Genomic DNA, 23,966 nt, shown 5'->3' on the forward strand with positions numbered 1-23,966 from the left:
GTGATGTAGCCGTCGCATAGCACTTTCCGCACGTGCCATTGGTAGGCGAACAGCCCGTAACAACTATCGCAGCAGAACGTGACTCACTTTTTTCAAATACGCAGTAACAAGCCAAAGGTCGTCAGGTTTTCAAGTTGAGTACGATCATCAAGGACGAACCCATAAAATACCGCTTCAATACCGTCAAAGTTTGTGCGGGAGACAAAGGCCTTCTCGATGTATTCGAAAAAAGGAACGCTGCTTGTTTCAGAAGAAAACAGAGACCTAAACTCAGCGCCGGAGAATTCCGTTGCGTTAAATGGGTGTTGCATCAGATTTAGAAATTCTCTTTCTGACTGATCTGAACGAAACGCTACTTGACATGTCTTGTGGCTTATATGCTCGCGTACGACCAGATCGACAGCCAGTTTCTGATGCTCCAACCAACCGTTTGGCGCTTCGTTATAATTTCCAGAAAGTGCCTTCCTCTCGACACCCGCAAAACTTGGAGCATCTTTATAACAGAATTCAGCAAACGTCGCTACTGCCCGCGAAATCTCTACGGGCTGCCGTTCCTCTAAGGAAATTCGGGGCGGTTGGATAGCCTGTGTACAACTTTGACACATCAAACCGAGTGCAAGAATCCGCAGTTGAAATCCAAAAGTACAAGAAAAATGCATCTGGTTCTGAATCATTCCAACATGAACAAGCGCCTTAAATCCGGGAAAAAGCTACTAAAGGAAACTTGGTCACAAACCGAAGCACTTTTCAATAGGTCATTCTAGTAACGTCACCCGCGGACCGAAATAGGACTTCACTTACCCGAACATACGTTTGCCTTCGTTCTGTTCGAGTAATTCAGAGCGTCCGCACCCTAGGCCGCCGATACGCCCCCGCAGGCCCCACAATCAACTCATGCAGCGCCCAGACCAGTGCATCCACCCGGTCCGGCGAACCCTGCCCCTCGAACCCGCGCGCGGTCATCTGGCACATCTGCTCCTCCAGCGCGTCCAGCCCGGCCACATGGCTCACTCGCCCCTGTTCGTACAGTGCCGCCACAGGCTCGGCCCGCGCGACCTTGCCGCGTGACGCCCGCACCGCCCGGAACGGGACCAGAGGGTCCACCTGCCGCACGACCTCCTCGACCAGTTGCCCGCCCTGATTGACCTCGGCCACCAGCCGCTCGGCCCCGAAGCCGTCCATCGCGTCAATCGCTGCCTGTGCCCAACCCGCCGGACCAACGCCCTGCACCGTCCGGTCGGCCAGCACATAGGCGCGCCACTGCTCGGGCGACCCCTGTAGCTGCGCGCCCACGACCACGATGCCGCAGGCATCCGCGCTGGACCCCGCCGTCACCGCCGGGTCCAGAGCGACCACAACCCGATCCAACTCGGGCACAGTGTCCATCCGCGCCGCCTCCAGCATCGAGCCTGTCCACAGCGCCCCCTCAGCATCCGACAGCAGCACCCCGTCCAATTCCTGCCGCCCCAGCCGCGTGCCCGCGTAACGCGCGCGCACTTCGGCCAGAAACGAGTCGGCCAGATTGGCTCGGTTCGCCTCGGTCGGCGCATGGGTCTGCACGGTCGAGGGCGACGTCAGCAAATCCTTCAAAACCTTCACATTACGAGGTGTCGTCGTCACACAGACCCTCGGGCGATCCCCCAACCGCAGGGCGAATTGCAGCATATCCCACGTCTCACCCGCCTTCTTCCACTTGGCCAACTCATCCACCCAGGCGGCATCGAACTGAGGGCCGCGCAACCCTTCGGGATCATGCGCCGAAAACACCTGCGCCTCGGCCCCGTTGGGCCAGATCAGCTTGCGTTCCGACACCTTCCACACAGGCCGACGATCCGGCGGTGAGCATCGCAAAATCCCGCTATCGCCAAAGATCATCACATCGCGCACCTGATCAAAGGTCTCACCCACCAGCGCCACCCGACTGGCTTCACCGCGATCCAACGGCTTGGCCCCTTCAACCATCGACCGCACCCATTCGGACCCCGCACGCGTCTTACCCGCACCGCGCCCGCCCATGATGACCCAAGACCGCCAGTCGCCCTCGGGCGGCAGTTGGTGCGACAGCGCCCAGAACTCAAACAGGAAAGGGAGGGCACATAGCCCCCCCTCCCCGATCTCACTCAGAAATCTGTCCCTCACCGCAGCATCGGCGGAGGCGAGCCAGCCTGCACCCGATTTCAAATCGAGCGCGCTCAAGGTCGAGCGCATAGCCCCCTTGGGCAATTCCGGCTTGTCTGTGATGTTGTTCGACAAAGCTTGTCTCCACTTTCTGGCAACTTCGGATCAGCCCCTCTAACTGACCCAGTTGCTTGCCTGTTCCGGCAAGGTCTGCATCCTCCCCGGCACCGATCTGCCTGCGCAGTTCTTCCGCTGCCTGGCGCAAATCGCGAATGGATCTTTCAAGCGACTGCAGTAAGTCGGCCGTCTGAGAAATCCGCTCTTCCGGGGTAATCAAAGTCATGTTTGCCTGTGACCTCATGCGTGAGTTTTCTCCGCACGAGAGAAACGAAAAACGGCCGCCGGTTCGCCCCGGGGCCGTTGCCCATTTCTTCTAGCATGCCACAATGTGTACGATAAAAAGCGCCCAAAGTCAATGATTTGCGCAACACACACGCAACGCCCAACGCGCGCAGCGGTTAATATTTCCTTTCGCGTGGTGCGATCAAAACCGCACAGCAGCCTTCCCTCGCACCGACCCGCTCAGGCATCAAAGCTTGACAATCCCGTCCATAAGCCGCATCAGCCGCCCACACAGCGCTGACGCGTGAGCATTCTGGCCGCAATGGCCCCCACAGCGCACGACACTTCTCCTGGTTCCCCTTCACGCAGGGTTCTTGATGCGACGGCCAGACGTATGGGACTCGCCCATGCGCCCGGAGGCTTCGCAAAACCCTGCCGGTTGCGCCTTTGGCGTGGCCACTACTGTTGCCCGGTGCGCATCCTCGCCTCGGGCCAAAAAGGAATGATACTTGTTCGACTTTGATATGCTGGGCCTTGATCCGGCCCTGAATGACGCGCTGCAACGCGCCAACTTTACCCAACCCACACCGATCCAGAACCAGGCCATACCGCTGGCCCTTAAAGGCCATGACATCCTTGGACTGGCCCAGACCGGTACGGGCAAGACACTGGCCTTTGGCCTGCCGCTGATCGACCACTTGCTGGCCCAGCTGGGCAAACCCGCGCCCAAGACCGTCAAGGCCCTGATCCTTGCGCCCACGCGTGAGCTGGTGAACCAGATCGCCGAAAGCCTGCGCAACCTGACCAAAAAGACCAAACTCCGCGTCGCCACCGTCGTTGGCGGTCAATCGATCGGCAAACAGATTTCGTTTCTGTCGCGCGGCACGGATATTCTGGTCGCCACCCCGGGCCGTTTGATCGACCTGATGGAGCGTGGGGCGGTTGACCTCAGCTCGGTGCGCCATCTGGTTCTGGATGAGGCCGACCAGATGCTGGACATGGGCTTTATCCACGCCCTGCGCAAAATCGCGCCCGCGCTGGGTACGCCGCGCCAGACCATGCTGTTTTCGGCAACCATGCCAAAACAGATGGAGGAACTCAGCCAGGCCTATCTGAACAACCCGCAGCGGGTGCAGGTGTCGCCTCCGGGCAAGGCCGCCGACAAGATCACGCAATCGGTCCACTTCCTCAGCCGGGCGGAAAAACCGCAGAAACTGCGTGAGATTCTGTCGGCAGACAAAGACGCCCTGACCCTTGTGTTCGCACGGACCAAACACGGGGCCGAGCGGTTGATGAAAGACCTGGTCAAAGACGGGTTCAATGCCGCATCAATCCATGGCAACAAAAGCCAGGGCCAGCGGGATCGCGCCATCAAGGCGTTCCGCGCGGGTGAGGTCAATGTGCTGGTCGCCACGGACGTGGCCGCACGGGGTATCGATATTCCCGGCGTTGCGTATGTGATCAACTACGACCTGCCCGAAGTGCCCGACAACTATGTCCACCGCATCGGCCGCACCGCCCGTGCCGGGCGCGAGGGCGAAGGCATTGCTTTCTGTGCACCGGATGAGCTGGATCAGCTGAAACAAATCCAAAAGCTGATGAAGATCGAACTTCCGGTCGCCAGCGGCACCATGCCGGAGTTTGCAGAACCCAAGAAGCCGCGCAATCGCGGCGGCTTTCGGGCGCGCAAACCGCAAGGTGGGAACGGCGGTGCATCCAAGCCCTCATCCAACAAAAGGCGGCGTCCCCGTCGGCGTCCTGCCGCCTGATACAAGAAGGGCCGCGTTTTCCGACGCGGCCCTTTTTCTTAATTGCCCGAGCTGTTTCGCTGAGCTTCGATCTCTCGCCACTTGGCGACGTTGCGGTTATGCTCATCCAGCGTGACCGCAAAGGCATGACCTCCGGTGCCATCTGCCACGAAGAACACGTAATCCGTATCTTCGGGTGCCACGGCAGCTTCCAGGCTCGCCATGCCGGGGTTCGCAATCGGCGTGGGTGGCAAACCGTCAATCACATAGGTATTCCAAGGCGTTGCACGGCGAAGCTCACTCCGGCGCAAACCACGTCCCAGCACACCTTGCCCTTTGGTGACGCCGTAAATCACCGTCGGGTCCGTCTGCAGCTTCATGCCCTTTTCCAGACGATTGACAAAGACACTGGCCACCTGTCCGCGCTCATGCGGCACACCGGTTTCCTTTTCGATGATCGACGCAAGGATCAGCATCTCTTCGGGGTTGTTGATCGGCAGGTCATCCTGACGGCTTTCCCAGACGGCGTTGATCCGCAGTTGCTGCCTGTCCTGCATGTCCTGCAAAATCGCCACCCGATCATCCCCCGGGGTCACCTCGTAACTGTCGGGGGCCAGCATGCCCTCGGCCGGGACTTCGCTCACCTCACCGGTCAGCGCATCAATCCCCTTCAGCGCATCCACGATCTGCCAAGAGGTGACGCCCTCGGCCACGGACACGCGATACCGGGTATCGGCTTCCTGACGTTTCTCAAGATACGCAGCGGGGGCTTCGTCTTCTGCGGCCTCAAAGCTCGCGATCTCGACAAAGTCCAGCGTGGCCGGGTCCAGTTCACGCACGCGCGTCTGAACCCGCGTCACGCCGATGCGGTACTCGATCTCCGATCCGCAGGTGCTGGCGCCGCTGCTGGTAATCTCGTCGATGATCTGCTCCATCGACGCGCCTTCGCGCACCAGAAAGCTCCCTGCTTTCAGCTGTTGGGCCTTGTCGGTGTAATCCGCCGCCATGCGGAAAATCATGGCGCTGCTGACAGCGCCCTGATCCTCCAGCTGCTGACTGACGCGGGTCATGTTCGACCCGGGCCTGACCTGCAGGCACATGGCGGTTTCCAGCGGGCCTTCGGACTTGTATTGCGACTGCCCCCAAAGGATCAGACCGCCCATCAGGAACAGGCCGACCACCAGAATGGTCAGCGCGTTCGATGCAAGGGCCCGCCACATTTAGCTGACCTTTCCGAAGATCACGCTGGCATTGGTGCCGCCAAACCCGAACGAGTTCGACAGCGCCACGTTGATCTCGCGCTCGCGCTTGGCGTTGGGGGCCAGGTCAATCGGCGTCTCAACCGCAGGGTTGTCCAGGTTGATTGTCGGCGGAGCCACCTGATCGCGGATTGCAAGGATCGAAAAGATCGCCTCAATCGCGCCCGCAGCACCCAGCAGGTGACCTGTGGCCGATTTGGTCGAGGTCATGGTCGCGTTGCCCGCATGATCGCCCAGCAGACGCTCAACCGCGCCCAGCTCAATCGTGTCGGCCATGGTCGAGGTGCCATGCGCATTGATGTAATCCAGATCCTTCGGCTCAAGCCCGGCGCTACGCAGCGCGGCTTTCATCGAGCGTTCGGCCCCGTCGCCATCCTCGGACGGTGCGGTGATGTGATAAGCATCACCGGACATGCCATAGCCCAGAACCTCGGCGTAAATCTTGGCACCACGCGCCACAGCATGTTCGTATTCTTCCAGAACGACAATGCCTGCGCCCTCGCCCATGACGAACCCATCACGGTCAATGTCATAAGGGCGGCTCGCCTTCTTGGGGTCGTCGGCATACTTGGTCGACAGCGCCTTGCACGCGTTGAAACCGGCGATGCCGATCTCGCAGATGCAGCCCTCGCCACCACCTGCGACCATGACGTCCGCGTCGCCGGCACGGATGATACGGCTTGCGTCGCCAATGGCATGCGCGCCGGTGGAACAGGCCGTCACGACCGAATGGTTCGGCCCCTTGAACCCACGACGGATTGAGACCTGACCCGAGGCCAGGTTGATCAGCGCGCCCGGGATAAAGAAGGGCGACACGCGGCGCGGGCCTTTGTCACGGATCAAATTCGCCGTTTCCGCGATGGACCCAAGCCCACCAATGCCAGACCCGATCAGAACACCGGTGCGCAGACGGGCGTCTTCGTCTTCGGGCATCCAGCCCGCATCCTCACAGGCCATGTCGGCAGCTGCGATGGAATACAGGATAAAGTCCTCGATCTTGCGCTGCTCTTTCGGCGGCATCCAGTCGTCGGGATTGAACGTCCCGTTTGTGCCATCGCCGCGCGGCACTTCGCAGGCATAGGTCGTGGTGACCCCGCTTGCCTCAGCATCGAACTGCGTGATCGGGCCCGCACCGGATTCTCCGTCCAGCAGCCGCGACCAGGTTTCCTCGACCCCGCTGGCCAACGGAGTGACCAACCCAAGACCGGTTACAACGACTCTGCGCATGAAATGCCTCTTGCCTGCTTCCTATTTGAGAACCGCTCATACCCCGGCCCGGGCCCCGGGGGCAAGAGGAACAGCATCTTCCCCTCCGGCATGATCTCGCCAAATGTGAAAGAAATCACTCTTTTTCAACCATCCCGAAGGGCTGAACGCAAAACCGCCCGCTGCCGAGATGCGACAACGGGCGGCACCAGTTTCTCCGACGTCTTATTGGAACTGCGCGACCGGCTCGTGGGCGGCCTGCGCCATTTGCAGCGCCTCGGACAGGTCGATCGATTTGCGGAACAAAGCGCGCCCGACAATCGCACCCGAAATGTTCGGGATGTAAGCCAAGCGCGAGATATCGTCCGCAGCGCGCACTACACCGCTGGCGATAATCGGGGTGCGGGATTTTTCCGCCAGCCCTGAGATCAGCCCCAACTGAGCCTCAACATCGTCCATGTCGCTGTCGATATCGGTCACCAGGATTGCCGCAAAAGGCGCGTCGGCAAAAGCTTCGATATAGGCGTCAGGGGTAAAGGCGCTTTGGCTGCGCCAGCCTTCGGTCATCACCTGACCTTGCCAGACATCCACGGCCAGCACGATCTGGTCAGGGTACAGCTTTGCCAGTTCCTTAACCAGGATCGGATCCCAGGCCGCCAGCGTACCGATGACAATGCGCCCGGCCCCCTTGTCGATCCAGTGTTCAACCTGTTCCCGCGTACGCATACCACCGGCCAGTTGCACCGGCATTTCTGCCGAGCGAATGATGTCTTCAACCAACGCGTTATTCGTGTCGCGCCCTTCGATTGCGTCGAAATCGGTCAGTTGCATCCATTCGGCGCCCGCAGCCGACCAGCTGCGTGCTGTCTCTACCGGGTCCACATGCCAGATCATGGCCTCGTCCAAACGGCCTTTTTCCAGTGAAACACACCGGCCGTTCTGCAGTTCCATAGTTGGGTAAATCCTCATGAGCACGCTCCTTAGCCCAATCGCTTTGAAATTCACTGTATCATACAGATACGGAGCGTGCCTGATACCACCAGTATCGGCAAACCGAAGGCATTTTGCGGCATCGGCGAAAACGTGAAACTAGATGCGGGCGGGCGGCCCGTTTCTGCGCAACAGCACAACCGGCGTATCGTTGTACGTGCATTCCCGCATCGGCACATAGCCCAGCTTTTCAGCCAAAGCCCGAGATGCCGAGTTGGCCGAATTCACCATTGCCACCAAGGGCCCTGGCATGATGCGATCAAACCAGTCATGCGCAGCTTGCGCGGCCTCATAGCCCAGGCCCTGACCCTGCGCCTCGGGGACCAATATCCATCCGGCCTCAGGGAAGCTGTCGAAATCGTCACCCAGCGCCCGGTTTCCATAGAAAAACCCTGCCTGGCCGATCATCGTCCGATTCGATTGCTGTAGAACGGCCCATTGCCCGAACCCGGCCATCTGCCAATGCCCCGCATTGCGCAGAAAGGAATCCCAAGCCTCACCACGCGACCGCGGTTTGCCACCGACATGCCGCACGATACACGGGTTGCGCCAAATTTCGGCGAACCGGTTAAAATCCTCTGGCCGCATGCCGCAAAGCATCAAACGGGCCGTATTTATCGTCGGGGTGGATCGTATCATGCCCTGCCCGCTCAGAAATTTTGCCTCATAGCGCAGACTGCTTAGCGAAAAAGCGTCAAGCAAGTGTGAATTTCGGCAGGGCATAAAAAACGGCGCCTCCGTTGCACGGAAGCGCCGCTTTTAGCGATTTCAGAGCGATTAGGACGCTTCCGAGATGAATTTGACGGCGTCGCCAAAGGTCTGGATGGTTTCGGCTGCGTCATCGGGGATCTCGATGCCGAACTCTTCTTCGAAGGCCATAACCAGTTCCACGGTGTCCAGGCTGTCTGCGCCCAGATCGTCGATGAAGGAAGCGTTTTCCGCTACTTTGTCTTCTTCAACACCCAGGTGCTCAACAACGATCTTTTTAACGCGATCTGCGACGTCGCTCATGTCTATTCCTCATTCCATTTCAGGGCGTGGCGCCCGGTTCTGCCCTTGCCCGCTCAGGCTGGCTTTGATGTGCCCGTTTCGGGCGGTTTTGGTTCCCGAATACCGGGAAAGTAGAAGGCCGACCATTTGGCCGACCCCTGCATTCATGCGCCGCCTATAGCACAGACAACGCCCAAGGCAAACGCTTTCGCGCCAGCCCTGGTATGCGATCACAACATGGCCATACCGCCATTCACATGCAAGGTTGTTCCGGTCACATATCCGGCCTCTGGGCTGGCAAGGTACAGAACTGCCGCAGCAATTTCCGAAGGCTCGCCCATACGGCCTGCCGGAACCTGACCCAGAATGCCCGCTTTCTGATCGTCATTCAGCTTGTCGGTCATCGCCGTTTGGATAAAGCCGGGTGCCACCGCGTTGGCAGTGATTCCGCGGCTTGCCACTTCGTAGGCCAGCGATTTGGTCATGCCGACCATGCCAGCCTTGGCGGCGGCATAGTTCGCCTGCCCCGGGTTGCCCGTTGCACCAACCACGGACGAGATATTGATGATCCGGCCCCAGCGCGCCTTCATCATGCCGCGCAGTACGCCTTTGCACAGCTTGGCAGTTGCCGTCAGGTTCACGTCGATCACGCTCTGCCATTCTTCATCCGACATGCGCATGAACAGGTTGTCGCGCGTGATGCCTGCGTTATTGACCAGAACATCAACAGACCCCATCGCATCCGCCGCCTGTTTCGGCAGCGCCGCGACCGCCTCTGGATCACCCAGGTTGCAGGGCAGAACATGCGCTCGTTCACCCAGCTCATCCGCCAGCGCCTGCAAAGGATCGACGCGCGTGCCCGACAGCCCGACTGCCGCGCCTGCGCCGTGCAGCACACGCGCAATATCGCCGCCAATCCCCCCCGAGGCGCCGGTGATCAGCGCGTTCTTACCTGTCAAATCAAACATTCGGTTTCCCTCTTGGTGCGTCTGTTCTGAACGCTATTGAATTACGAATCGGCCTGAACGGCTTTTTGGACATCTTCCGGGGCGCCCACCGCCTTACCCGCAATGTCGCGATTGATTTTACGGATCATGCCGGACAAGGCCTTACCCGCGCCGATCTCCCATGTTTCGGTCACACCCTGTGCGGCCATATATTGCACGCTTTCACGCCACCGGACCGAGCCTGTGACCTGCTCGACCAGCAATTGGCGGATCAGGTCAGGATCGTTTACTGCCTCGGCCCGCACATTGGCCACCAGAGGTACGGCAGGGGCCTGAATTTGCACACTGGCCAAAGCCTCTGCCATAACATCAGCTGCAGGCTGCATCAGGGCGCAATGGAAGGGGGCGCTGACCGGCAACATCACCGCGCGTTTGGCCCCTTTTTCCTTGGCGATCTCGGCGGCGCGCTCGACAGCGGCCTTTGCGCCCGACACAACAACCTGAGTTGGGTCATTGTCATTTGCCGCCTGACAGACATCGCCCTGCGCGGCCTCTTCTGCCACCGCGCGCACAGCGTCCAGATCCAGACCCAGAATAGCGGCCATCGCGCCTTCACCCACGGGCACGGCGCTTTGCATGGCCTGACCCCGGGTGCGCAGCAGGCGCGCAGTGTCCGCAACAGACAAGGCCCCCGCAGCGGCCAGGGCCGAGTATTCACCCAGCGAATGCCCAGCCACAAAAGCGGCGTCCGTGATCGAGACGCCCTCGGCCTCAAGCGCGCGCATGGCAGCGATTGACGTGGCCATCAGTGCAGGCTGCGCATTCTGCGTCAGCGTCAGATCGGCAATATCGCCGTCCCAGATCAGATCGCTCAGCTTTTCCCCAAGGGCTTCATCGACCTCGTCGAACACAGCTTTCGCAGCCGGATAAGCCTCGGCCAAAGCCTTGCCCATCCCGATGGTTTGGGCACCCTGCCCCGGAAAAACGAATGCGCGTGTCATTGCGACCTCTTGGATGACGTTAGGTTGCCGGGGGGTGTAAACCGAGTGTGCGCGCGGCACAAGCACTGCCTCACCTCTGCACACAGGCACCTGAGCTGTGCGCATCCCGCTATTGTGTCCTGACCCCATGGCTTTAGGTTGGAACCAGCGACCCCAGCCCCGGAGCAACCTATGCCTTCTACCAATACGTTTTCCAGCTATGGCAGCGTAACCAAGACGTTTCACTGGCTGACGGCCCTGTTGATCTTTACCGCCATTCCGTTGGGATGGTTCGCCAATAACCTGGCCCACGCGATCTATGACCCCGCAATCCCAACCACCGAAGAAGACATCGCCCGCGCCGCTCGCCTGTTCTCGCTGCATAAAACAGTGGGCGTCACGGTGTTCTTTGTGGCTCTTGCCCGCATCCTGTGGGCCTTTGGGCAAACTAAACCCGGCCTGCTGAATGCCGAGAACAAACCCGAAGCCTTTGCCGCCGAAACCGTACACTGGATGCTGTATGCCTCATTGGTGCTGGTGCCGCTGACGGGCTGGGTGCACCACGCAGCCGCCGAAGGGTTTGCGCCGATCCTGTGGCCCTTTGGGCAAAACTTGCCTTTTGTGCCGAAATCCGCCCATCTGGCCGAACTGACCGCCAATCTGCACTGGCTGTTCATCTGGGTTCTGGCCGGTTCGCTGGCTTTGCATATCGCCGGAGCACTGAAACACCACGTGATCGATAAGGACAGCACCCTGCGCCGCATGCTGCCCGGACCGTCGGATGCGCCTGAACCTCCGGCACAGCACCACTCAGCCATTCCAGCCGTTGCCGCGCTTGCGGTTTGGGGCGCTGTTCTGGTTGGCGGGTGGTCGATTGGCCTGTTCTCTGACCACTCTGCTGCCGCGACCGACACCGCCGAGTTGACCGAGGTGCAGTCGGACTGGACCGTTCAGGACGGCACCTTGGCCATCACCATTGCCCAACTGGGCAGCCCGGTGACCGGCAGCTTTGCCGATTGGACCGCCGCAATCGCCTTTGAGGACCCTGCCGAGCCGGGTCTGGCCGGCTCGGTCGACGTGACGATTGCCATCGCATCGCTCAGCCTTGGAACGGTGACAGATCAGGCCATGGGTGCCGATTTCTTTGACAGCGCCCAATTCCCCACCGCGCAGTTCAAGGCCGACATCTACAAAACAGACACCGGATACGAAGCGCGCGGCCCGCTGACGATCCGCGACAAATCTGTGGAGGTGGTCCTGCCGTTCACCCTTGATCTGCAGGACAACACCGCAACCATGTCAGGCCAGTTGGACCTGAACCGGATGGATTTTGAGGTCGGCACATCCCAGCCAACCGAGGCGTCATTGGGATTTGGGGTGACTGTTGACGTCCAACTGACGGCCGAGCGTGGCGCATAAGAAAAACCGCCGGGGTCACCCCCGGCGGTTTCGTTTCAGACCGATTGAATCGGTTTAGTCGGCTTTTTGCGCTTCGACCGAAATACGCACCTCAACTTCGTCGCTGACGAAGGGGGCGAATTGGCCCAGATCGAAATCGCTGCGGATCAGGGTGGTGGTTGCATCGAAACCGGCCCAGGGCTTGCCCGCCATGGGATGTTCGCCCACCTGGTTCAGCTTAGCGTCCAGAACGACCGATTTGGTCACGCCGTTCATGGTCAGATCGCCAGTGATGTTGGCGGTATTTTCACCGGTAACTTCGATGCTGGTCGAGTTGAACGTGACCAGATCGCCCTCGGCTGCGCCAAAGAAGTCTTCGGTCATAAAGTGATCTTCGCGCGGCTGCCAGCCGGTGAACATCTCGATCACGGGCATCGAAACGCTGACGCTCGAATCTGCCGGGTTTTCCTGATCGAACATGATCTCGCCTTCAAAGCCCGAGAACATGCCGTAGGTGGTCGAGAAACCAAGGTGGTTATAGTTGAAGATGACCTGGCTGTGGCTGGGGTCCAGAACGTATTTCTCGGCGCTGGCAAACGCCGAAGTTGCCGTGACGGCCAGTGCAGCAGCAAGAAGGGTGGATTTCATGACAAACTCCGCAATTATGTGGATGCAAACCGATTGGGTTGCTCAATAACGAAAATGTGCTGCCCAAGGGCAGCACACAAGTATTATTAGCTCACAACTTCTGTTCCTATATGAACAGAATAAAATTCAGGCGAAGATTGTTACACTTCCGCTCAACTGGCCTTTCAGCGCTCGGCTGATATCCGCCGACTGCAGCGGCAGCTTCATCAGCAGGCTGCCATCCACGTCGAACAGCTCAACCTGATCTTCCTCGAAGCGTGCTCCGCCCAGCGTATCATAGCTGCGGCGCAGAACCGTTTGAGGGCGGCCGTTTTCGTTCTTTTGCAGCACGCGCACCTCGCGGCGGATCGGATCAAAATAAGCGTCGGGGCGCGCATCCAAAATTTGAATCGTCAGAAGGCTAACACCGATCAGCAGGAACACCAGCGACGCCGCCAGTTTGATTGGCCAGACTTCGGCAGCCATTGTGGAACCGGCCACCAGCCACATCGAAAAGGCCATGACGATCAGAAAGGCACCCAAAACGCGGGCCAGAACCATGCGAACCTTCCAATTCGCCTCGAATGCGATCAAGACAGGTACGGCCTTGTCATAGCCGGCTGCATTTGCGGAATCTTCGAATGTATTCGTGTTCGTCGCGGTCATATCTCTCACCCTGGTTTTCAGGTTGTCCGTGTGGGATCTGGCTGTCCGGCTAGTCCCCGGTATTGAAAACAACTTTGAGCCGAAAAGCGTCAGGAATTGGGCGGTGCAGTGGAAATAGCACGACTTCACCAAGGCATATGTGACGGGGCTTGCCCCGCCCCCATAAACGTGTATACGGGGCCATCCTTCGCACATCGTATGAATCGCGCAGCCTCTCGTGGCAGGGTCGCGAAGGACCAGATGGCCCCGCCTATGAAATGCGCCTTGATATAAACAGGAGTGCACATGCCACTGTATGAGCATGTAATGATCGCGCGTCAGGACCTGTCCAACGCGCAGGCAGAAAGCCTTGTCGAACATTTCGGCACCGTTCTGGCTGACAACGGCGGCAACGTCGTCGAAAGCGAGTACTGGGGCGTCAAGACGATGGCTTACAAGATCAACAAGAACCGCAAAGGCCACTATGCCTTCCTGAAGACCGACGCCCCCGCTGGCGCCGTTCAGGAAATGGAACGCCTGATGCGCCTGCATGACGACGTTATGCGCGTTCTGACCATCAAGGTCGACGAGCATGCCGAGGGCCCCTCGGTCCAGATGCAGAAGCGCGATGAGCGCGAAGGCCGCCGCGAGCGCCGCTGATCAACGCCTGACGAAAGGACATAAACCATGGCCGCAAAACCATTTTTCCGCCGCCGCAAGGTCTGCCCGTTCTCGGGCGATAACGCGCCGAAGATCGACTATAAAGACACCCGTCTGCTGCAGCGCTACATCTCTGAGCGTGGCAAGATCGTTCCCTCGCGCATCACCGCCGTTTCGGCGAAAAAGCAGCGTGAACTGGCCCGTGCTATCAAGCGCGCCCGCTTCCTCGCCCTGCTGCCCTACGCTGTGAAGTAAGGAGAGACTGACATGCAAGTTATCCTGCTGGAACGCGTTGCGAAACTGGGTCAGATGGGCGACGTCGTTGACGTCAAGCCCGGCTACGCCCGCAACTTCCTGCTGCCCCAGGGCAAAGCCCTGAGCGCCTCGAACGCCAACATCGCGTCGTTCGAAGCCCAGAAAGCGCAGCTGGAAGCCCGCAACCTGGAAACCAAGAAAGAAGCTGAAGCTCTGGCTGAAAAGCTGGACGGTCAGCAGTTCATCGTGATTCGCTCGGCATCGGACGCCGGTGCTCTGTACGGTTCGGTCACACCGCGTGACGCCGCAGATGCCGCAACCGAGGCTGGTTTCACCGTCGACAAAAAACAGATTGCCCTGATCGCTCCGATCAAGGAACTGGGTCTGCACTCGCTGGCGGTTAAACTTCACCCCGAGGTTGAAGTTGAAATCCAGATGAACGTCGCCCGTTCGGAAGAAGAAGCCGAACTGCAGGCGTCGGGCAAATCCATCCAGGAACTGGCCGCTGAAGAAGAAGCAGCTGCAGAATTCGAAATCGCCGAACTGTTCGACGATATCGGTTCGGCTGCGTCCGACGACGACGACCTGGTTGCCGAAGACGCACCGGCTGCGGAAGAAGACGAAGCCAAAGCCTGATCTGGCTGATTTGAACAAGAAAAGGCCGCGCGACTCGTGCGGCCTTTTTTCGTTGCACACGCAGAACGGGCAAAATTCAGCCAGATTTCACACCTAGGCTTGCCGGTGCGTTTTCGCCTTCTATCATCGCACCCAGACGACCGGAGTATATAGATGACATCCTTCCTGCGCCGCAGCGTTCTGGCCATGTTGCTGCTAATCCCCTTTGCCGCATGCGGTGGCCCGGACACACCGACCCAAGCCGCGTTTGATCCCCCGCTCTATCCCAACGAAACCCCCGAACTGCGGGCCTCGATCAACAAATGGGCCGATCACTATGAGGTGCCGCGGGAATTGGTCCACAAGCTGGCCATCCGGGAAAGCACACACCGCCCATGGGCCGTAAACCGCCCTTATTACGGCTTGCTGCAGATCCTGCCCGCCACGGCGCGCTCGATGGGATACACCGGAAACCCGCAAGGTCTTCTGGACGCAGACACGAACCTGGAATTTGCCGGGAAATACCTGCGCGGCGCTTGGCTGTTGTCTGACGGAGATCAACAACGCGCTATTTTCCTCTATGCCAAAGGTTATTGGCCCGAAGCAAAAGCACGCGGCATGCTGGTAGAAACTGGTCTTGTCCCCGAATGACGCGCGATCGCAAAACGCAAAAACCATGGACTTTCGACGCGATTTAGCGTCAAAGTGAGAGGAATTCCGCCGAAATGGGCCAAATTCGACAGGTTCTGTTGCGCGAAGTACGCAATATGTATGCGTGAATTGAACTATTGCCTTGAATTCAGCGTATAAGTTAACGCAACGTAGTACGAAATGCGAACAGGCTTGGCGCTCTTGGGGATGAAGGGAGCCATATAAGGGTTGGACAGGTGAAACTCATAGACTTGGCCGCGCTCGACCAACAGGAGAAGTCGACCGCTGACATAATCAACTCGGTCTGCGAGGAACTTGGCTTTGACTACGCGTCTTACGCCACCATGAATCCTGTCAAAGGTGATGTGCAGGGCTATGCCAACTATCCCGATGAATGGAAGATTCATTACGGCAGCCAGGGCTTTCACCATTTCGATCCTACGATCTATCAGTCAGTGCTCAGTATCGCTCCGGTAGATTGGAGCCGCTTTAACCATGACGAGAAATTCAATGCGGTGTTCCGCGACGCCCATGATTTCGGGATCACGCCGCGTGGTCTGACGGTTCCGGTTCGCGGGCCCTATGGGGAATGCGGTATCCTCAGCGTGACGCGCGATTGTTCAGACGCTGAGTGGGAAAAGCTCAAAAAGCACGTCATGGGCGATCTGCAAATGGCGGCCGTGAATGCGCATGATACGGTTATGCAGTCCGGCGTTCTTGCAAAGGCGCTGTATCTGCCCTCGCTTTCGACCCGCGAAAAAGAGATCCTGCAATGGGTGGCCGAGGGTAAATCTCAGCAGGATATCGGCGACATTTTGTCCATTTCCCACCGCACGGTTGAAGTACATGTGCGTTCCGGGCGGGAAAAACTCGGTGCATTGACCACACCTCAGGCCATTGGCCGGGCCATTGGTCTAGGGTTAATCGCCCCCGGGTAAGCAAAAAACCGCAAAATTACGGGAAACCCCCAATAGTCTCAATTCACGAGTTGGTTAACTCTGGGTTCACGGTAACCAGACTGTAGGGGGATGGAAATGATCATCGTAATTGATGGTATCAACCAACATAAGTTTAAAGACGTCTTGGACGAAATGTATCAACTCCGCGCGCGCGTGTTCGGGGATCGTTTGGGATGGGAAGTGAATATTCAGGACGGTCGCGAGCGCGACATGTTTGACGACCTAAATCCTGCACATGTGGTCAGCATCAGCGACGAGGGGGACGTCGTTGGGTGCATGCGCCTGCTGCAGACAACAGGGCCGCACATGTTGTCCGACGTCTTTCATTCGATCCTGGACGGGGAACCACCGCTGCGCAGCGCGCAGATTTGGGAAGCGACCCGCTTTTGCGTCGACACCAAGAAACTTGGCCGCGGTCGTGGCAAGAACTCTGTATCCTATGTCACCAGTGAGGTGATGATCGGATCTTTCGAATATGCAAAAGCTGCCGGTGTTCTGGACTCGATCGCCGTGATCGATCCGATCATGAACCGCGTGCTGCAACGATCAGGCAATGCGCCCTATGATTATCTGGGCACAGCGAAACCAATGGGCAAAGTTGTAGCCATGGCCGCGCTGATGGACTGTTCGGATGAACGTATCGCGGGTATCCGCGACTATGCCGGGATCGAGCATGACGTCTTCCTGACCGAAGAGCAGGCGTTGGAACGTTTTGCCGGCACTCCGGTCGAGACACCTGCAAATGTCGATCACCAACCACTGACCGAGCTTGAAAAATACTTCGTTGAACAGATGCATTCCGCCCGAACGAAGGAAGAGGTCAACGATGTGCTGAAATTGATCGAAGCGCTCTCGGATCGCTTCACACCAGAGCAGAAACTCGCTCTGTTAAGAACCCCCCGTGCTTTTGCTCATGAGGCCTGACCCCCTCACCTCATAAGTTCAAAAGCCACCCACCGGAGCCGTCTGATTGTCAGACGGCTCCGCTTTTTTGTGCCCACGGGTCATGGGCGGAAGAGGATTACTCCTCTTCCAGTGCCTCAACGGCTTTTTGCAGGTCGTCTTTGCTGACTTCTTTGTCTGCAACCTGTGCCAGTTCGACGATGTAGTCGATGACTTTGTCCTCAAAAATCGGCGCACGCAGCTGCTGCTGCATCTGAGCGTTCTGCTGTACGAATTCAAAGAACTGACGCTCCTGCCCCGGGTACTGACGTGCCTGGTTCATGATCGCCTGAGTCATCTCGGCGTCGGTCACTTCAACCTCGGCCTTCTGGCCCAGCTCGGCCAGCAACAGGCCCAGACGCACGCGGCGCTCAGCCAATTTGTTGTGCTCGTCGGTCGGCTCAATCTCACCGTGGTCGTGGCCTTCGACGTCGGGGTTTTCCTCGTGGAACAACTGGTGTGCGATCTGCTTGGCTTCGGCTTCTACCAGCGACGGCGGCAGGTCGAACGACACCTTCTCGTCCAGAACGTCCAACAAGGCCCGCTTCATGACGGCACGCGAGGCACCGTTATATTCGGCTTCCAGACGCTCAGCGATTTGACCTTTCAGACCGGCCAGATCTTCGGCACCAAATTTGGTGGCAAGCTCATCATTGATCTCAGCAGCGACAGGCTCTTTCACTTCTTTCACGGTGCAGGTGAAAACGGCTTCTTTGCCGGCCAGATGCTCAGCACCGTATTCTTCGGGGAAGGTGACGGTGACGTCTTTTTCTTCCTCGGCTTTCACGCCGACCAGCTGCTCTTCAAAGCCAGGGATAAAGCTGTTGGAACCCAGAACCAGCGGATAGTCTTCGGCTGCGCCGCCTTCGAACTCTTCGCCGTCAACTTTGCCGACAAAGTCGAACACGATCTGATCGCCGTCTTTTGCTTTCGAACCCTTGCGGCGCGCTTTGAAATCCTGCGCGGTTTCGGCCAGATTGTTCAGCGCCTCTTCGATGGCTGCGTCATCCGCTTTGACAACCAGCTTTTCCAGCTCGACCGATTTCAGGTCAACTTCGGGGATCGCAGGCAGTGCCTCATAAGACATCTCGACATGGACGTCGTCGCCTTCTTTCCAGTCTTCGTTGGTCATCTTGACCTGCGGCTGCAGTGCCGGACGGTCGCCGCTGTCTTCAAAGTGCTGGTTCATCGCACCGTCGATGCTTTCCTGCATCGCTTCGCCCAGCAGACGCTGGCCGAACTGCTTTTTCAGCAGCGCCATCGGCACCTTGCCTTTGCGGAAGCCCTTCATCTCAATCTCAGGCTGCGCTTCGACCAGCTTTTCATTCACTTTGTCGTCCAACTCAGCCGCGGAAACGACAATGTTGTAGCCGCGTTTCAGACCTTCGTTCAGCGTCTCGGTAACCTGCATTATGGTAGTCCCCATAGGATTCGGGGCGCGCAAAACGGCGCGCCGGGCAAATTTGACGCCTTCTATTTGCCCAGCCGCCCGCGTGCAAGAGGGCAAAGCCCGGATCAGTCTTGTTTTGCCGGTGTTTTGAACAAAAAAGCACCCCGGACAGGCCCAGGGCGCCCCATGACCCCAATCCCTAGATCAGAACTTCCAAAGCGCGCCCAGCACCCAGGCTTCGTTCTTGTCGAAATCGACCATGTCGTCAAAGTCGTGATTGCGGTATTTCAGATAGGCATCGGTGTTGATGCTGTCGATCCGCTGGACAACCGCAATGCCCCAGGATTTCGTGCTGGATCCGTCATTCTCGAAATCCGCTCCGTCAAAGTAATCGATACCGATTCCGGTTTTCCCCCAGGACACCCAATCGCCCTCATAGGCCAGTTTGGTGTACCAATAATCCGGATCACTGGCCCCCGCCGCCGTATCGTCACGCGCGCCCAAAGCCGCCGTAAAGCTGAACCCGCTGGGCCACAGGACCGAGGCTGAGCCGATCACATCCCGCCGCTCGCCCGAGCCGTCATCGAAGTCGCGCACCGCGTAGGCCGCGCTGGCCGCAAAGGCGATGCCGTTGGCAAAGGTATTCCGGTAGTAAACCGCGATGTCGTAATAATCATCGTCGTCGCTGCTCGACAGTATGTTCTGGCCATAGGCGATCGACCCCGAAAACCCGTTGAAATCGGGCGTGTCATAGCGGATGCGGCCCCTGCGGCTGCCGTCAAAGTTGCTTGAGGAATCGCCCACGGTGATGTCACTCAGAACGCCGTCGGCGCCGCGATAGAAAAAGGCCCCGTTTTCATCATTGGTAAAGGAATAGAGCGCCGTTCCGACATAAGACAGGTCAGTCTCGGCTGCCCCGTCCGAGGCCATACTCCCCTGCCCGGCCGAAAACTTGCCGTATCCCCCTTTCAACGAGAAATCGACATGACGGATATCTTCACGGGTCCAGCCATTGGTGTTGGTTCCGTCCTGATTGGCTGTTCCGGTCCCCGGAAGACCCAACCCCGTCTCAAAGCGGAACATGAACTCATTGCTGCCATAGGGCTGCATCAGACGCAGACCCACGCGGCTGTTGGACAGATCGTTGTCCAGCAATCGCGTTTCGGTTTCCTCTCCGTCGTCGACAGAAACGATAACCGGGTCAAGCTGACCATAGAGTTCAACATAGCCGCCGCTGTTGTTCTCATATTTCAAATCGGCGGCAGCGGTACTTGCTGCGGACGCGGCCAAGACCGCGAGGATTGAAGTCACTTTAGAGTTCTGGGTCATTTCGCTCACCTTGAATGACCCGGCTTTCGGCCCTCATTTTTTCCCGTCTGACCGTTGGGTTCGGCGACCCCGGTCGGCACGACAGGTGGAGTTAATTACACTTGTTTGGCCAGTAAAAAGCCGGACGTAATTACATTTTTTTCAACGGATTAACCGCAACACCGTGCAGTCGGAGTTCCCCTCCAAGCAAAGTCTGGCGTGGTGTTGGGTCGGTGGCAAACACTCGTTGCTCCACCCGCGCCAACCGCTCGGCCAATTGCCGCCGAAGAGGTCGCAAGTCGGCCAAGATTCGCCTATAAAATCATATATTCAGTTTTGTAAAAACACTGGGCAATTGCTCAGGCAAATCCTCGGCGATCAGCCCCGGCCCGAATTGCAGCGCACATTCCACATGCAGCCAGGCCCCCGTCTCAGCTGCCTGCATCGGGCTGAACCCACGCGCCAGCAATCCCGTGATGAACCCGGCCAGCACATCACCCGATCCTGCCGTGGCAAGCCAGGGGGCGGACCGCTCATACATGGCCGCATTGATCGCGCACATCCCATTTGGGGCGGCGATGACCGTGTCCGGCCCCTTGAAAAGCACCACACAGCCTGCCCGTTTTGCGGCCTCACGCGTCGCATCCACCTTGGAATAAGCTGGTCCTTTGGTCGGAATAGCCGCCAATTTCTCGGCAATATCAGGAAAGAGGCGCGCAAATTCGCCCCCATGCGGGGTCAGAACACACGCCTCATGAAGCTGCTGGAACAAGGCTTCTGGATCATCCCCAAACGCCGTCAGCGCATCGGCGTCCAACACGGTCGCCCGCTTGGCCTGCAGCGCCACCGGCACCAACTCCCGCGCGCGCTCTATGCCCAGTCCAGGCCCCAGACACAGCGCATTCAGCCGCTCATCGCCCAGCACATCCGCAAGCCCCTCGGCCCCATCAACCCGCTGCACCATGATGGCGGTCACCTGCGCCACCACCTCCATCTGCGCCGACGGAGGCACCCCCAGCGTCACCAGCCCTGCCCCAATCCGCAAAGCCCCCCGCGCCGCCAACCGCGCCGCGCCGGTCTTGGCCGGACCGCCCGAGAGGATGAGAGCGTGGCCGTGGGAGTATTTGTGTTGCGGCTCAGATTTCTCCAAAGAATGTACTGGCACCGCCAGCCTTACCTTTGACCCGAACTCTCGCGCTGCTTCTATATTGAGTTTTTCAATTTCATCAGGCCCCATGATCGCGCGCGCTGGATCGTTTATTGAAGCCACTAAATCCTCGGTCGTGCAAAACTTTTTTGTCGGCAAGCCAATATCTACGATCCTTATCTTACCACTACGCGCAATACCTTCCGCCAAGAAATGACCTCTCTTTGCCCTGTGAAAGGTGACCGTCAAATCCGCCTTGCCAGAAATTCCGATAGGACGTCCGCTGTCGGAACACAGGCCGGAAGAAATATCGACGGCAACAGAAACAAAGTGCGGGTGGCGTTTGTGCAAATAGGAAAGGGAATATGAAACAGCATGGGAAATCGGACGTGTCAAACCAGTGCCAAACAGCGCATCAACATGCAAATCGCAGCGTGGCAACCACATCCCTTCAGGCAACGGCAGCACACTCCCCAACTCCACCCACCGCTCATAATTCACCCGCGCATCCGGCGGCAGCTTTTCTGCATCTCCATACAGAAAAACCTCAACCTGCCACCCCAGCCCAAGCAACAGGCGCGCAACAACAAACCCATCCCCACCATTATTCCCCGGCCCGCACAGCACCACAGCGCGCAGCGGATCCCCTTCATCTGGCCCCAAATATCCCGGGGAGTTCGAGGGGCTGGCCCCTCGATCCTTGAACTCGGGCCACTCCTCATAGATCGCATCGACAACGCCGCGCCCGGCCCGCTCCATCAGCTCCAGCCCGGTTACCTCACCGGACTCAATCGCGGCCTGTTCGATGGCCCGCATTTGCGCGGCTGTCAGCAATTCCGTCATCTCAAATCCCCTCGCGATTCAATTCTGATTACTTTTTATGCAAGTCGGTCAAAATTTAATCCAACGCCTCTTTTCTCGGCACGCGCCTGCCTCGGTTTTCGCTATCAGATTGCCCGCCGATCTTAGACGTGATCAGTCCGACCCTGACAAGTGTTATAGGAGCCCGGGATGAAGAAGATCGAAGCGATCATCAAACCGTTCAAACTGGACGAAGTGAAAGAGGCGCTGCAGGACGTGGGTGTCCAGGGCCTCAGCGTGATCGAGGTCAAAGGGTTTGGCCGTCAGAAAGGCCACACGGAACTCTATCGCGGCGCGGAATATGTCGTCGACTTTCTGCCCAAGGTAAAGGTCGAGGTCGTTCTGGATGACGATCAGGTCGACGCCGCAATCGAGGCCATCGTTTCGGCCGCGAAAACCGACAAAATCGGCGACGGCAAAATCTTTGTGTCGCCCGTTGAACAAGCCATTCGCATTCGGACCGGTGAAACCGGCTCGGACGCGCTGTAATCGAACACTCCAAGTAGAGGAATAGAGAGTATGAGCAAGGACGCAGTTCTTCAGCTGATCCGCGACGAAGACGCGGAATACGTCGACATCCGCTTCACCGACCCGCGCGGCAAGCTTCAGCACGTCACCATCATGTCTGATCAGGTTGACGAAGACTTCCTGGAAGAAGGCTTCATGTTCGACGGCTCGTCGATCGCAGGCTGGAAGTCGATCGAAGCCTCAGACATGAAACTGATGCCCGACACCGAAAGCGCTTATGTCGATCCGTTCTATGCAGAGAAAACCATCTGCCTGCACTGCTCGATCGTTGAGCCCGACACTGGCGAAGCCTATGAGCGTGACCCGCGCGGTACGGCGCAGAAAGCCGAAGCCTACCTGAAGGCATCCGGCATCGGCGACGTTGCCTACATGGGCCCCGAGGCTGAGTTCTTCCTGTTTGACGACGTCCGCTTCTCGAACAGCATCAACAAGGTATCCTACGAAGTTGACGCAACCGACGCGTCGTGGAACACCGACACCGAATACGAGATGGGCAACATGGGCCATCGTCCGGGCGTCAAGGGTGGCTACTTCCCGGTGAACCCCGTTGACGAAGCGCAGGACCTGCGTTCGGAAATGCTGTCGACCATGAAGCGTCTGGGCATGAAGGTCGACAAGCACCACCACGAGGTTGCATCTTGTCAGCACGAGCTGGGCCTGATCTTTGACAGCCTGACCAAACAGGCCGACGAGCTGCAGAAGTACAAGTACGTCATCCACAACGTGGCGCACGCCTACGGCAAATCGGCCACCTTCATGCCGAAGCCGATCGCGGGTGACAACGGCACCGGCATGCACGTAAACATGTCGATCTGGAAAGACGGCAAGCCGCTGTTCGCTGGCGACAAATATGCCGACCTGTCGGACGAAGCGATCTACTTCATTGGCGGCATCCTGAAGCACGCCAAGACCCTGAACGCCTTCACCAACCCGTCGACCAACAGCTATAAGCGTCTGATCCCGGGTTTCGAAGCCCCTGTTCTGCGCGCCTATTCGGCCCGTAACCGTTCGGGTTGTGTCCGTATTCCGTGGACCGAAAGCCCGAAAGCCAAGCGCGTTGAGGCCCGCTTCCCCGATCCGGCAGCGAACCCCTACCTGGCGTTTGCAGCTCTGCTGATGGCTGGTCTGGACGGCATCAAGAACAAGATCGATCCGGGCGAAGCCATGGACAAGAACCTGTACGATCTGCCGGCCGAAGAACTGGCCGACATCCCGACCGTATGTGGTTCGCTGCGCGAAGCTCTGGAAGCTCTGGCATCCGATCACGACTTCCTGCTGCAGGGCGACGTGTTCACCAAAGACCAGATCGACGGCTACATTGCGCTGAAGATGGAAGAGGTCGAAACCTACGAGCACACGCCGCACCCTGTAGAATACGGCATGTACTACAGCTGCTGATC

The 23,966-nt window shown here is 58.4% G+C and carries 25 protein-coding genes; 10 read left to right on the forward strand and 15 right to left on the reverse strand.

Translation table 11 applies throughout. The annotated features are described in order from the left end of the window. Positions 1 to 92: 92 nt before the first annotated feature. The 3 genes from ACRZ94_RS07635 to ACRZ94_RS07645 all read right to left on the reverse strand — a co-directional run bounded on the left by ACRZ94_RS07635 (position 93) and on the right by ACRZ94_RS07645 (position 2,461). Positions 93 to 674, reverse strand: coding sequence for a hypothetical protein (locus ACRZ94_RS07635; protein WP_480651942.1), 582 nt, complete (start codon positions 672 to 674; stop codon positions 93 to 95). 163 nt (positions 675 to 837) lie between these two features. Beyond that, the gene (locus ACRZ94_RS07640) at positions 838 to 2,208 is read right to left on the reverse strand and encodes a DNA-packaging protein (protein ID WP_480797043.1); all 1,371 of its coding nucleotides are present in this window, start codon (positions 2,206 to 2,208) and stop codon (positions 838 to 840) included. Further along, positions 2,117 to 2,461, reverse strand: a complete 345-nt coding sequence (locus tag ACRZ94_RS07645; RefSeq protein ID WP_480651946.1) for a hypothetical protein — start codon at positions 2,459 to 2,461, stop codon at positions 2,117 to 2,119. Before ACRZ94_RS07645 ends, ACRZ94_RS07640 begins: the two co-directional genes overlap by 92 nt. 508 nt (positions 2,462 to 2,969) lie before the next feature. On the opposite strand from ACRZ94_RS07645, the gene ACRZ94_RS07650 reads away from it, so the two are divergent. Then, positions 2,970 to 4,229: a DEAD/DEAH box helicase gene (locus tag ACRZ94_RS07650; RefSeq protein WP_480797044.1), complete on the forward strand. Its 1,260-nt coding sequence runs from the start codon at positions 2,970 to 2,972 to the stop codon at positions 4,227 to 4,229. A gap of 38 nt (positions 4,230 to 4,267) precedes the next feature. Here the strand turns inward: ACRZ94_RS07650 and mltG are convergent, their stop codons facing one another. The 7 genes from mltG to fabD form a co-directional block, all read right to left on the reverse strand. Next, positions 4,268 to 5,428 carry an endolytic transglycosylase MltG gene (mltG, locus tag ACRZ94_RS07655; RefSeq protein WP_480797045.1) on the reverse strand — a complete coding sequence of 387 codons (1,161 nt, stop codon included), beginning with the start codon at positions 5,426 to 5,428 and terminating at the stop codon, positions 4,268 to 4,270. Continuing rightward, positions 5,429 to 6,694, reverse strand: a complete 1,266-nt coding sequence (gene fabF, locus ACRZ94_RS07660) for a beta-ketoacyl-ACP synthase II (RefSeq protein ID WP_480651952.1) — start codon at positions 6,692 to 6,694, stop codon at positions 5,429 to 5,431. 204 nt (positions 6,695 to 6,898) lie between these two features. After that, positions 6,899 to 7,642 (reverse strand): 1-(5-phosphoribosyl)-5-[(5-phosphoribosylamino)methylideneamino]imidazole-4-carboxamide isomerase, encoded by a 744-nt coding sequence (locus tag ACRZ94_RS07665; RefSeq protein WP_480651954.1) that lies wholly within the window; start codon positions 7,640 to 7,642, stop codon positions 6,899 to 6,901. A 120-nt stretch (positions 7,643 to 7,762) separates the two neighbouring features. Then, positions 7,763 to 8,302, reverse strand: a complete 540-nt coding sequence (locus tag ACRZ94_RS07670) for a GNAT family N-acetyltransferase (RefSeq protein ID WP_480651956.1) — start codon at positions 8,300 to 8,302, stop codon at positions 7,763 to 7,765. 138 nt (positions 8,303 to 8,440) lie between these two features. Then, positions 8,441 to 8,674 (reverse strand): acyl carrier protein, encoded by a 234-nt coding sequence (locus ACRZ94_RS07675; RefSeq protein ID WP_008756330.1) that lies wholly within the window; start codon positions 8,672 to 8,674, stop codon positions 8,441 to 8,443. 209 nt (positions 8,675 to 8,883) lie between these two features. Continuing rightward, a complete protein-coding gene (gene fabG / locus ACRZ94_RS07680; RefSeq protein WP_480797046.1) occupies positions 8,884 to 9,621 on the reverse strand; it encodes a 3-oxoacyl-[acyl-carrier-protein] reductase in 738 nt (245 codons plus the stop codon). Between the two features lie 41 nt (positions 9,622 to 9,662). Next, on the reverse strand, positions 9,663 to 10,601 hold the full coding sequence (fabD, locus tag ACRZ94_RS07685) for an ACP S-malonyltransferase (protein WP_480651960.1): 939 nt from the start codon (positions 10,599 to 10,601) through the stop codon (positions 9,663 to 9,665). A gap of 171 nt (positions 10,602 to 10,772) precedes the next feature. On the opposite strand from fabD, the gene ACRZ94_RS07690 reads away from it, so the two are divergent. Further along, a complete protein-coding gene (locus ACRZ94_RS07690; RefSeq protein ID WP_480797047.1) occupies positions 10,773 to 11,999 on the forward strand; it encodes a cytochrome b/b6 domain-containing protein in 1,227 nt (408 codons plus the stop codon). A 54-nt stretch (positions 12,000 to 12,053) separates the two neighbouring features. On the opposite strand, the gene ACRZ94_RS07695 is transcribed toward ACRZ94_RS07690, so the two are convergent. Continuing rightward, a complete protein-coding gene (locus ACRZ94_RS07695) occupies positions 12,054 to 12,626 on the reverse strand; it encodes a YceI family protein (protein ID WP_480797048.1) in 573 nt (190 codons plus the stop codon). A gap of 126 nt (positions 12,627 to 12,752) precedes the next feature. Then, positions 12,753 to 13,271, reverse strand: coding sequence for a hypothetical protein (locus tag ACRZ94_RS07700; protein ID WP_480651966.1), 519 nt, complete (start codon positions 13,269 to 13,271; stop codon positions 12,753 to 12,755). A gap of 285 nt (positions 13,272 to 13,556) precedes the next feature. Between ACRZ94_RS07700 and rpsF the strand changes: the two genes are divergently transcribed. The 6 genes from rpsF (at position 13,557) to ACRZ94_RS07730 (ending at position 17,314) form a co-directional block, all read left to right on the forward strand. Beyond that, complete coding sequence (gene rpsF, locus ACRZ94_RS07705) at positions 13,557 to 13,910, forward strand: 30S ribosomal protein S6 (protein ID WP_155151103.1); 354 nt, start codon at positions 13,557 to 13,559, stop codon at positions 13,908 to 13,910. A gap of 27 nt (positions 13,911 to 13,937) precedes the next feature. Beyond that, positions 13,938 to 14,165 (forward strand): 30S ribosomal protein S18, encoded by a 228-nt coding sequence (gene rpsR, locus ACRZ94_RS07710; protein ID WP_005982441.1) that lies wholly within the window; start codon positions 13,938 to 13,940, stop codon positions 14,163 to 14,165. A 12-nt stretch (positions 14,166 to 14,177) separates the two neighbouring features. Next, positions 14,178 to 14,801, forward strand: a complete 624-nt coding sequence (rplI, locus tag ACRZ94_RS07715; RefSeq protein WP_480651969.1) for a 50S ribosomal protein L9 — start codon at positions 14,178 to 14,180, stop codon at positions 14,799 to 14,801. Between the two features lie 153 nt (positions 14,802 to 14,954). Beyond that, positions 14,955 to 15,431: a transglycosylase SLT domain-containing protein gene (locus tag ACRZ94_RS07720; RefSeq protein ID WP_480651971.1), complete on the forward strand. Its 477-nt coding sequence runs from the start codon at positions 14,955 to 14,957 to the stop codon at positions 15,429 to 15,431. 236 nt (positions 15,432 to 15,667) lie between these two features. Beyond that, a complete protein-coding gene (locus ACRZ94_RS07725) occupies positions 15,668 to 16,369 on the forward strand; it encodes a helix-turn-helix transcriptional regulator (RefSeq protein WP_480651973.1) in 702 nt (233 codons plus the stop codon). A 96-nt stretch (positions 16,370 to 16,465) separates the two neighbouring features. After that, a complete protein-coding gene (locus tag ACRZ94_RS07730; RefSeq protein WP_480797049.1) occupies positions 16,466 to 17,314 on the forward strand; it encodes an acyl-homoserine-lactone synthase in 849 nt (282 codons plus the stop codon). A gap of 97 nt (positions 17,315 to 17,411) precedes the next feature. Here the strand turns inward: ACRZ94_RS07730 and tig are convergent, their stop codons facing one another. The 3 genes from tig to ACRZ94_RS07745 all read right to left on the reverse strand — a co-directional run bounded on the left by tig (position 17,412) and on the right by ACRZ94_RS07745 (position 22,020). Next, positions 17,412 to 18,743, reverse strand: coding sequence for a trigger factor (tig, locus tag ACRZ94_RS07735; RefSeq protein ID WP_480797050.1), 1,332 nt, complete (start codon positions 18,741 to 18,743; stop codon positions 17,412 to 17,414). A gap of 183 nt (positions 18,744 to 18,926) precedes the next feature. Continuing rightward, positions 18,927 to 20,051: a porin gene (locus ACRZ94_RS07740; protein WP_480797051.1), complete on the reverse strand. Its 1,125-nt coding sequence runs from the start codon at positions 20,049 to 20,051 to the stop codon at positions 18,927 to 18,929. Between the two features lie 301 nt (positions 20,052 to 20,352). Further along, on the reverse strand, positions 20,353 to 22,020 hold the full coding sequence (locus ACRZ94_RS07745; protein ID WP_480797052.1) for an NAD(P)H-hydrate dehydratase: 1,668 nt from the start codon (positions 22,018 to 22,020) through the stop codon (positions 20,353 to 20,355). Positions 22,021 to 22,188: 168 nt separating this feature from the next. Between ACRZ94_RS07745 and ACRZ94_RS07750 the strand changes: the two genes are divergently transcribed. Beyond that, positions 22,189 to 22,527: a P-II family nitrogen regulator gene (locus tag ACRZ94_RS07750; RefSeq protein WP_050602105.1), complete on the forward strand. Its 339-nt coding sequence runs from the start codon at positions 22,189 to 22,191 to the stop codon at positions 22,525 to 22,527. A 30-nt stretch (positions 22,528 to 22,557) separates the two neighbouring features. Beyond that, positions 22,558 to 23,964, forward strand: a complete 1,407-nt coding sequence (glnA, locus tag ACRZ94_RS07755) for a type I glutamate--ammonia ligase (protein ID WP_170354533.1) — start codon at positions 22,558 to 22,560, stop codon at positions 23,962 to 23,964. Positions 23,965 to 23,966 lie beyond the last annotated feature (2 nt).

The sequence above is a fragment of the Ruegeria sp. CH10 genome (genome assembly GCF_056537125.1).

What these genes read in the sequence shown, in the direction of transcription:
- fabD (WP_480651960.1), bottom strand. Translation starts at nt 10,601, where the DNA reads ATGACACGCGCATTCGTTTTTCCGGGGCAGGGTGCCCAAACCATCGGG.
- ACRZ94_RS07695 (WP_480797048.1), bottom strand. Translation starts at nt 12,626, where the DNA reads ATGAAATCCACCCTTCTTGCTGCTGCACTGGCCGTCACGGCAACTTCG.
- ACRZ94_RS07635 (WP_480651942.1), bottom strand. Translation starts at nt 674, where the DNA reads ATGATTCAGAACCAGATGCATTTTTCTTGTACTTTTGGATTTCAACTG.
- rpsF (WP_155151103.1), top strand. Translation starts at nt 13,557, where the DNA reads ATGCCACTGTATGAGCATGTAATGATCGCGCGTCAGGACCTGTCCAAC.
- rplI (WP_480651969.1), top strand. Translation starts at nt 14,178, where the DNA reads ATGCAAGTTATCCTGCTGGAACGCGTTGCGAAACTGGGTCAGATGGGC.
- ACRZ94_RS07750 (WP_050602105.1), top strand. Translation starts at nt 22,189, where the DNA reads ATGAAGAAGATCGAAGCGATCATCAAACCGTTCAAACTGGACGAAGTG.
- ACRZ94_RS07665 (WP_480651954.1), bottom strand. Translation starts at nt 7,642, where the DNA reads ATGAGGATTTACCCAACTATGGAACTGCAGAACGGCCGGTGTGTTTCA.
- ACRZ94_RS07720 (WP_480651971.1), top strand. Translation starts at nt 14,955, where the DNA reads ATGACATCCTTCCTGCGCCGCAGCGTTCTGGCCATGTTGCTGCTAATC.
- ACRZ94_RS07645 (WP_480651946.1), bottom strand. Translation starts at nt 2,461, where the DNA reads ATGACTTTGATTACCCCGGAAGAGCGGATTTCTCAGACGGCCGACTTA.
- ACRZ94_RS07690 (WP_480797047.1), top strand. Translation starts at nt 10,773, where the DNA reads ATGCCTTCTACCAATACGTTTTCCAGCTATGGCAGCGTAACCAAGACG.
- glnA (WP_170354533.1), top strand. Translation starts at nt 22,558, where the DNA reads ATGAGCAAGGACGCAGTTCTTCAGCTGATCCGCGACGAAGACGCGGAA.
- fabF (WP_480651952.1), bottom strand. Translation starts at nt 6,694, where the DNA reads ATGCGCAGAGTCGTTGTAACCGGTCTTGGGTTGGTCACTCCGTTGGCC.
- ACRZ94_RS07640 (WP_480797043.1), bottom strand. Translation starts at nt 2,208, where the DNA reads ATGCGCTCGACCTTGAGCGCGCTCGATTTGAAATCGGGTGCAGGCTGG.
- ACRZ94_RS07740 (WP_480797051.1), bottom strand. Translation starts at nt 20,051, where the DNA reads ATGACCCAGAACTCTAAAGTGACTTCAATCCTCGCGGTCTTGGCCGCG.
- fabG (WP_480797046.1), bottom strand. Translation starts at nt 9,621, where the DNA reads ATGTTTGATTTGACAGGTAAGAACGCGCTGATCACCGGCGCCTCGGGG.
- mltG (WP_480797045.1), bottom strand. Translation starts at nt 5,428, where the DNA reads ATGTGGCGGGCCCTTGCATCGAACGCGCTGACCATTCTGGTGGTCGGC.
- ACRZ94_RS07670 (WP_480651956.1), bottom strand. Translation starts at nt 8,302, where the DNA reads ATGATACGATCCACCCCGACGATAAATACGGCCCGTTTGATGCTTTGC.
- ACRZ94_RS07700 (WP_480651966.1), bottom strand. Translation starts at nt 13,271, where the DNA reads ATGACCGCGACGAACACGAATACATTCGAAGATTCCGCAAATGCAGCC.
- rpsR (WP_005982441.1), top strand. Translation starts at nt 13,938, where the DNA reads ATGGCCGCAAAACCATTTTTCCGCCGCCGCAAGGTCTGCCCGTTCTCG.
- ACRZ94_RS07745 (WP_480797052.1), bottom strand. Translation starts at nt 22,020, where the DNA reads ATGACGGAATTGCTGACAGCCGCGCAAATGCGGGCCATCGAACAGGCC.
- ACRZ94_RS07730 (WP_480797049.1), top strand. Translation starts at nt 16,466, where the DNA reads ATGATCATCGTAATTGATGGTATCAACCAACATAAGTTTAAAGACGTC.
- ACRZ94_RS07675 (WP_008756330.1), bottom strand. Translation starts at nt 8,674, where the DNA reads ATGAGCGACGTCGCAGATCGCGTTAAAAAGATCGTTGTTGAGCACCTG.
- tig (WP_480797050.1), bottom strand. Translation starts at nt 18,743, where the DNA reads ATGCAGGTTACCGAGACGCTGAACGAAGGTCTGAAACGCGGCTACAAC.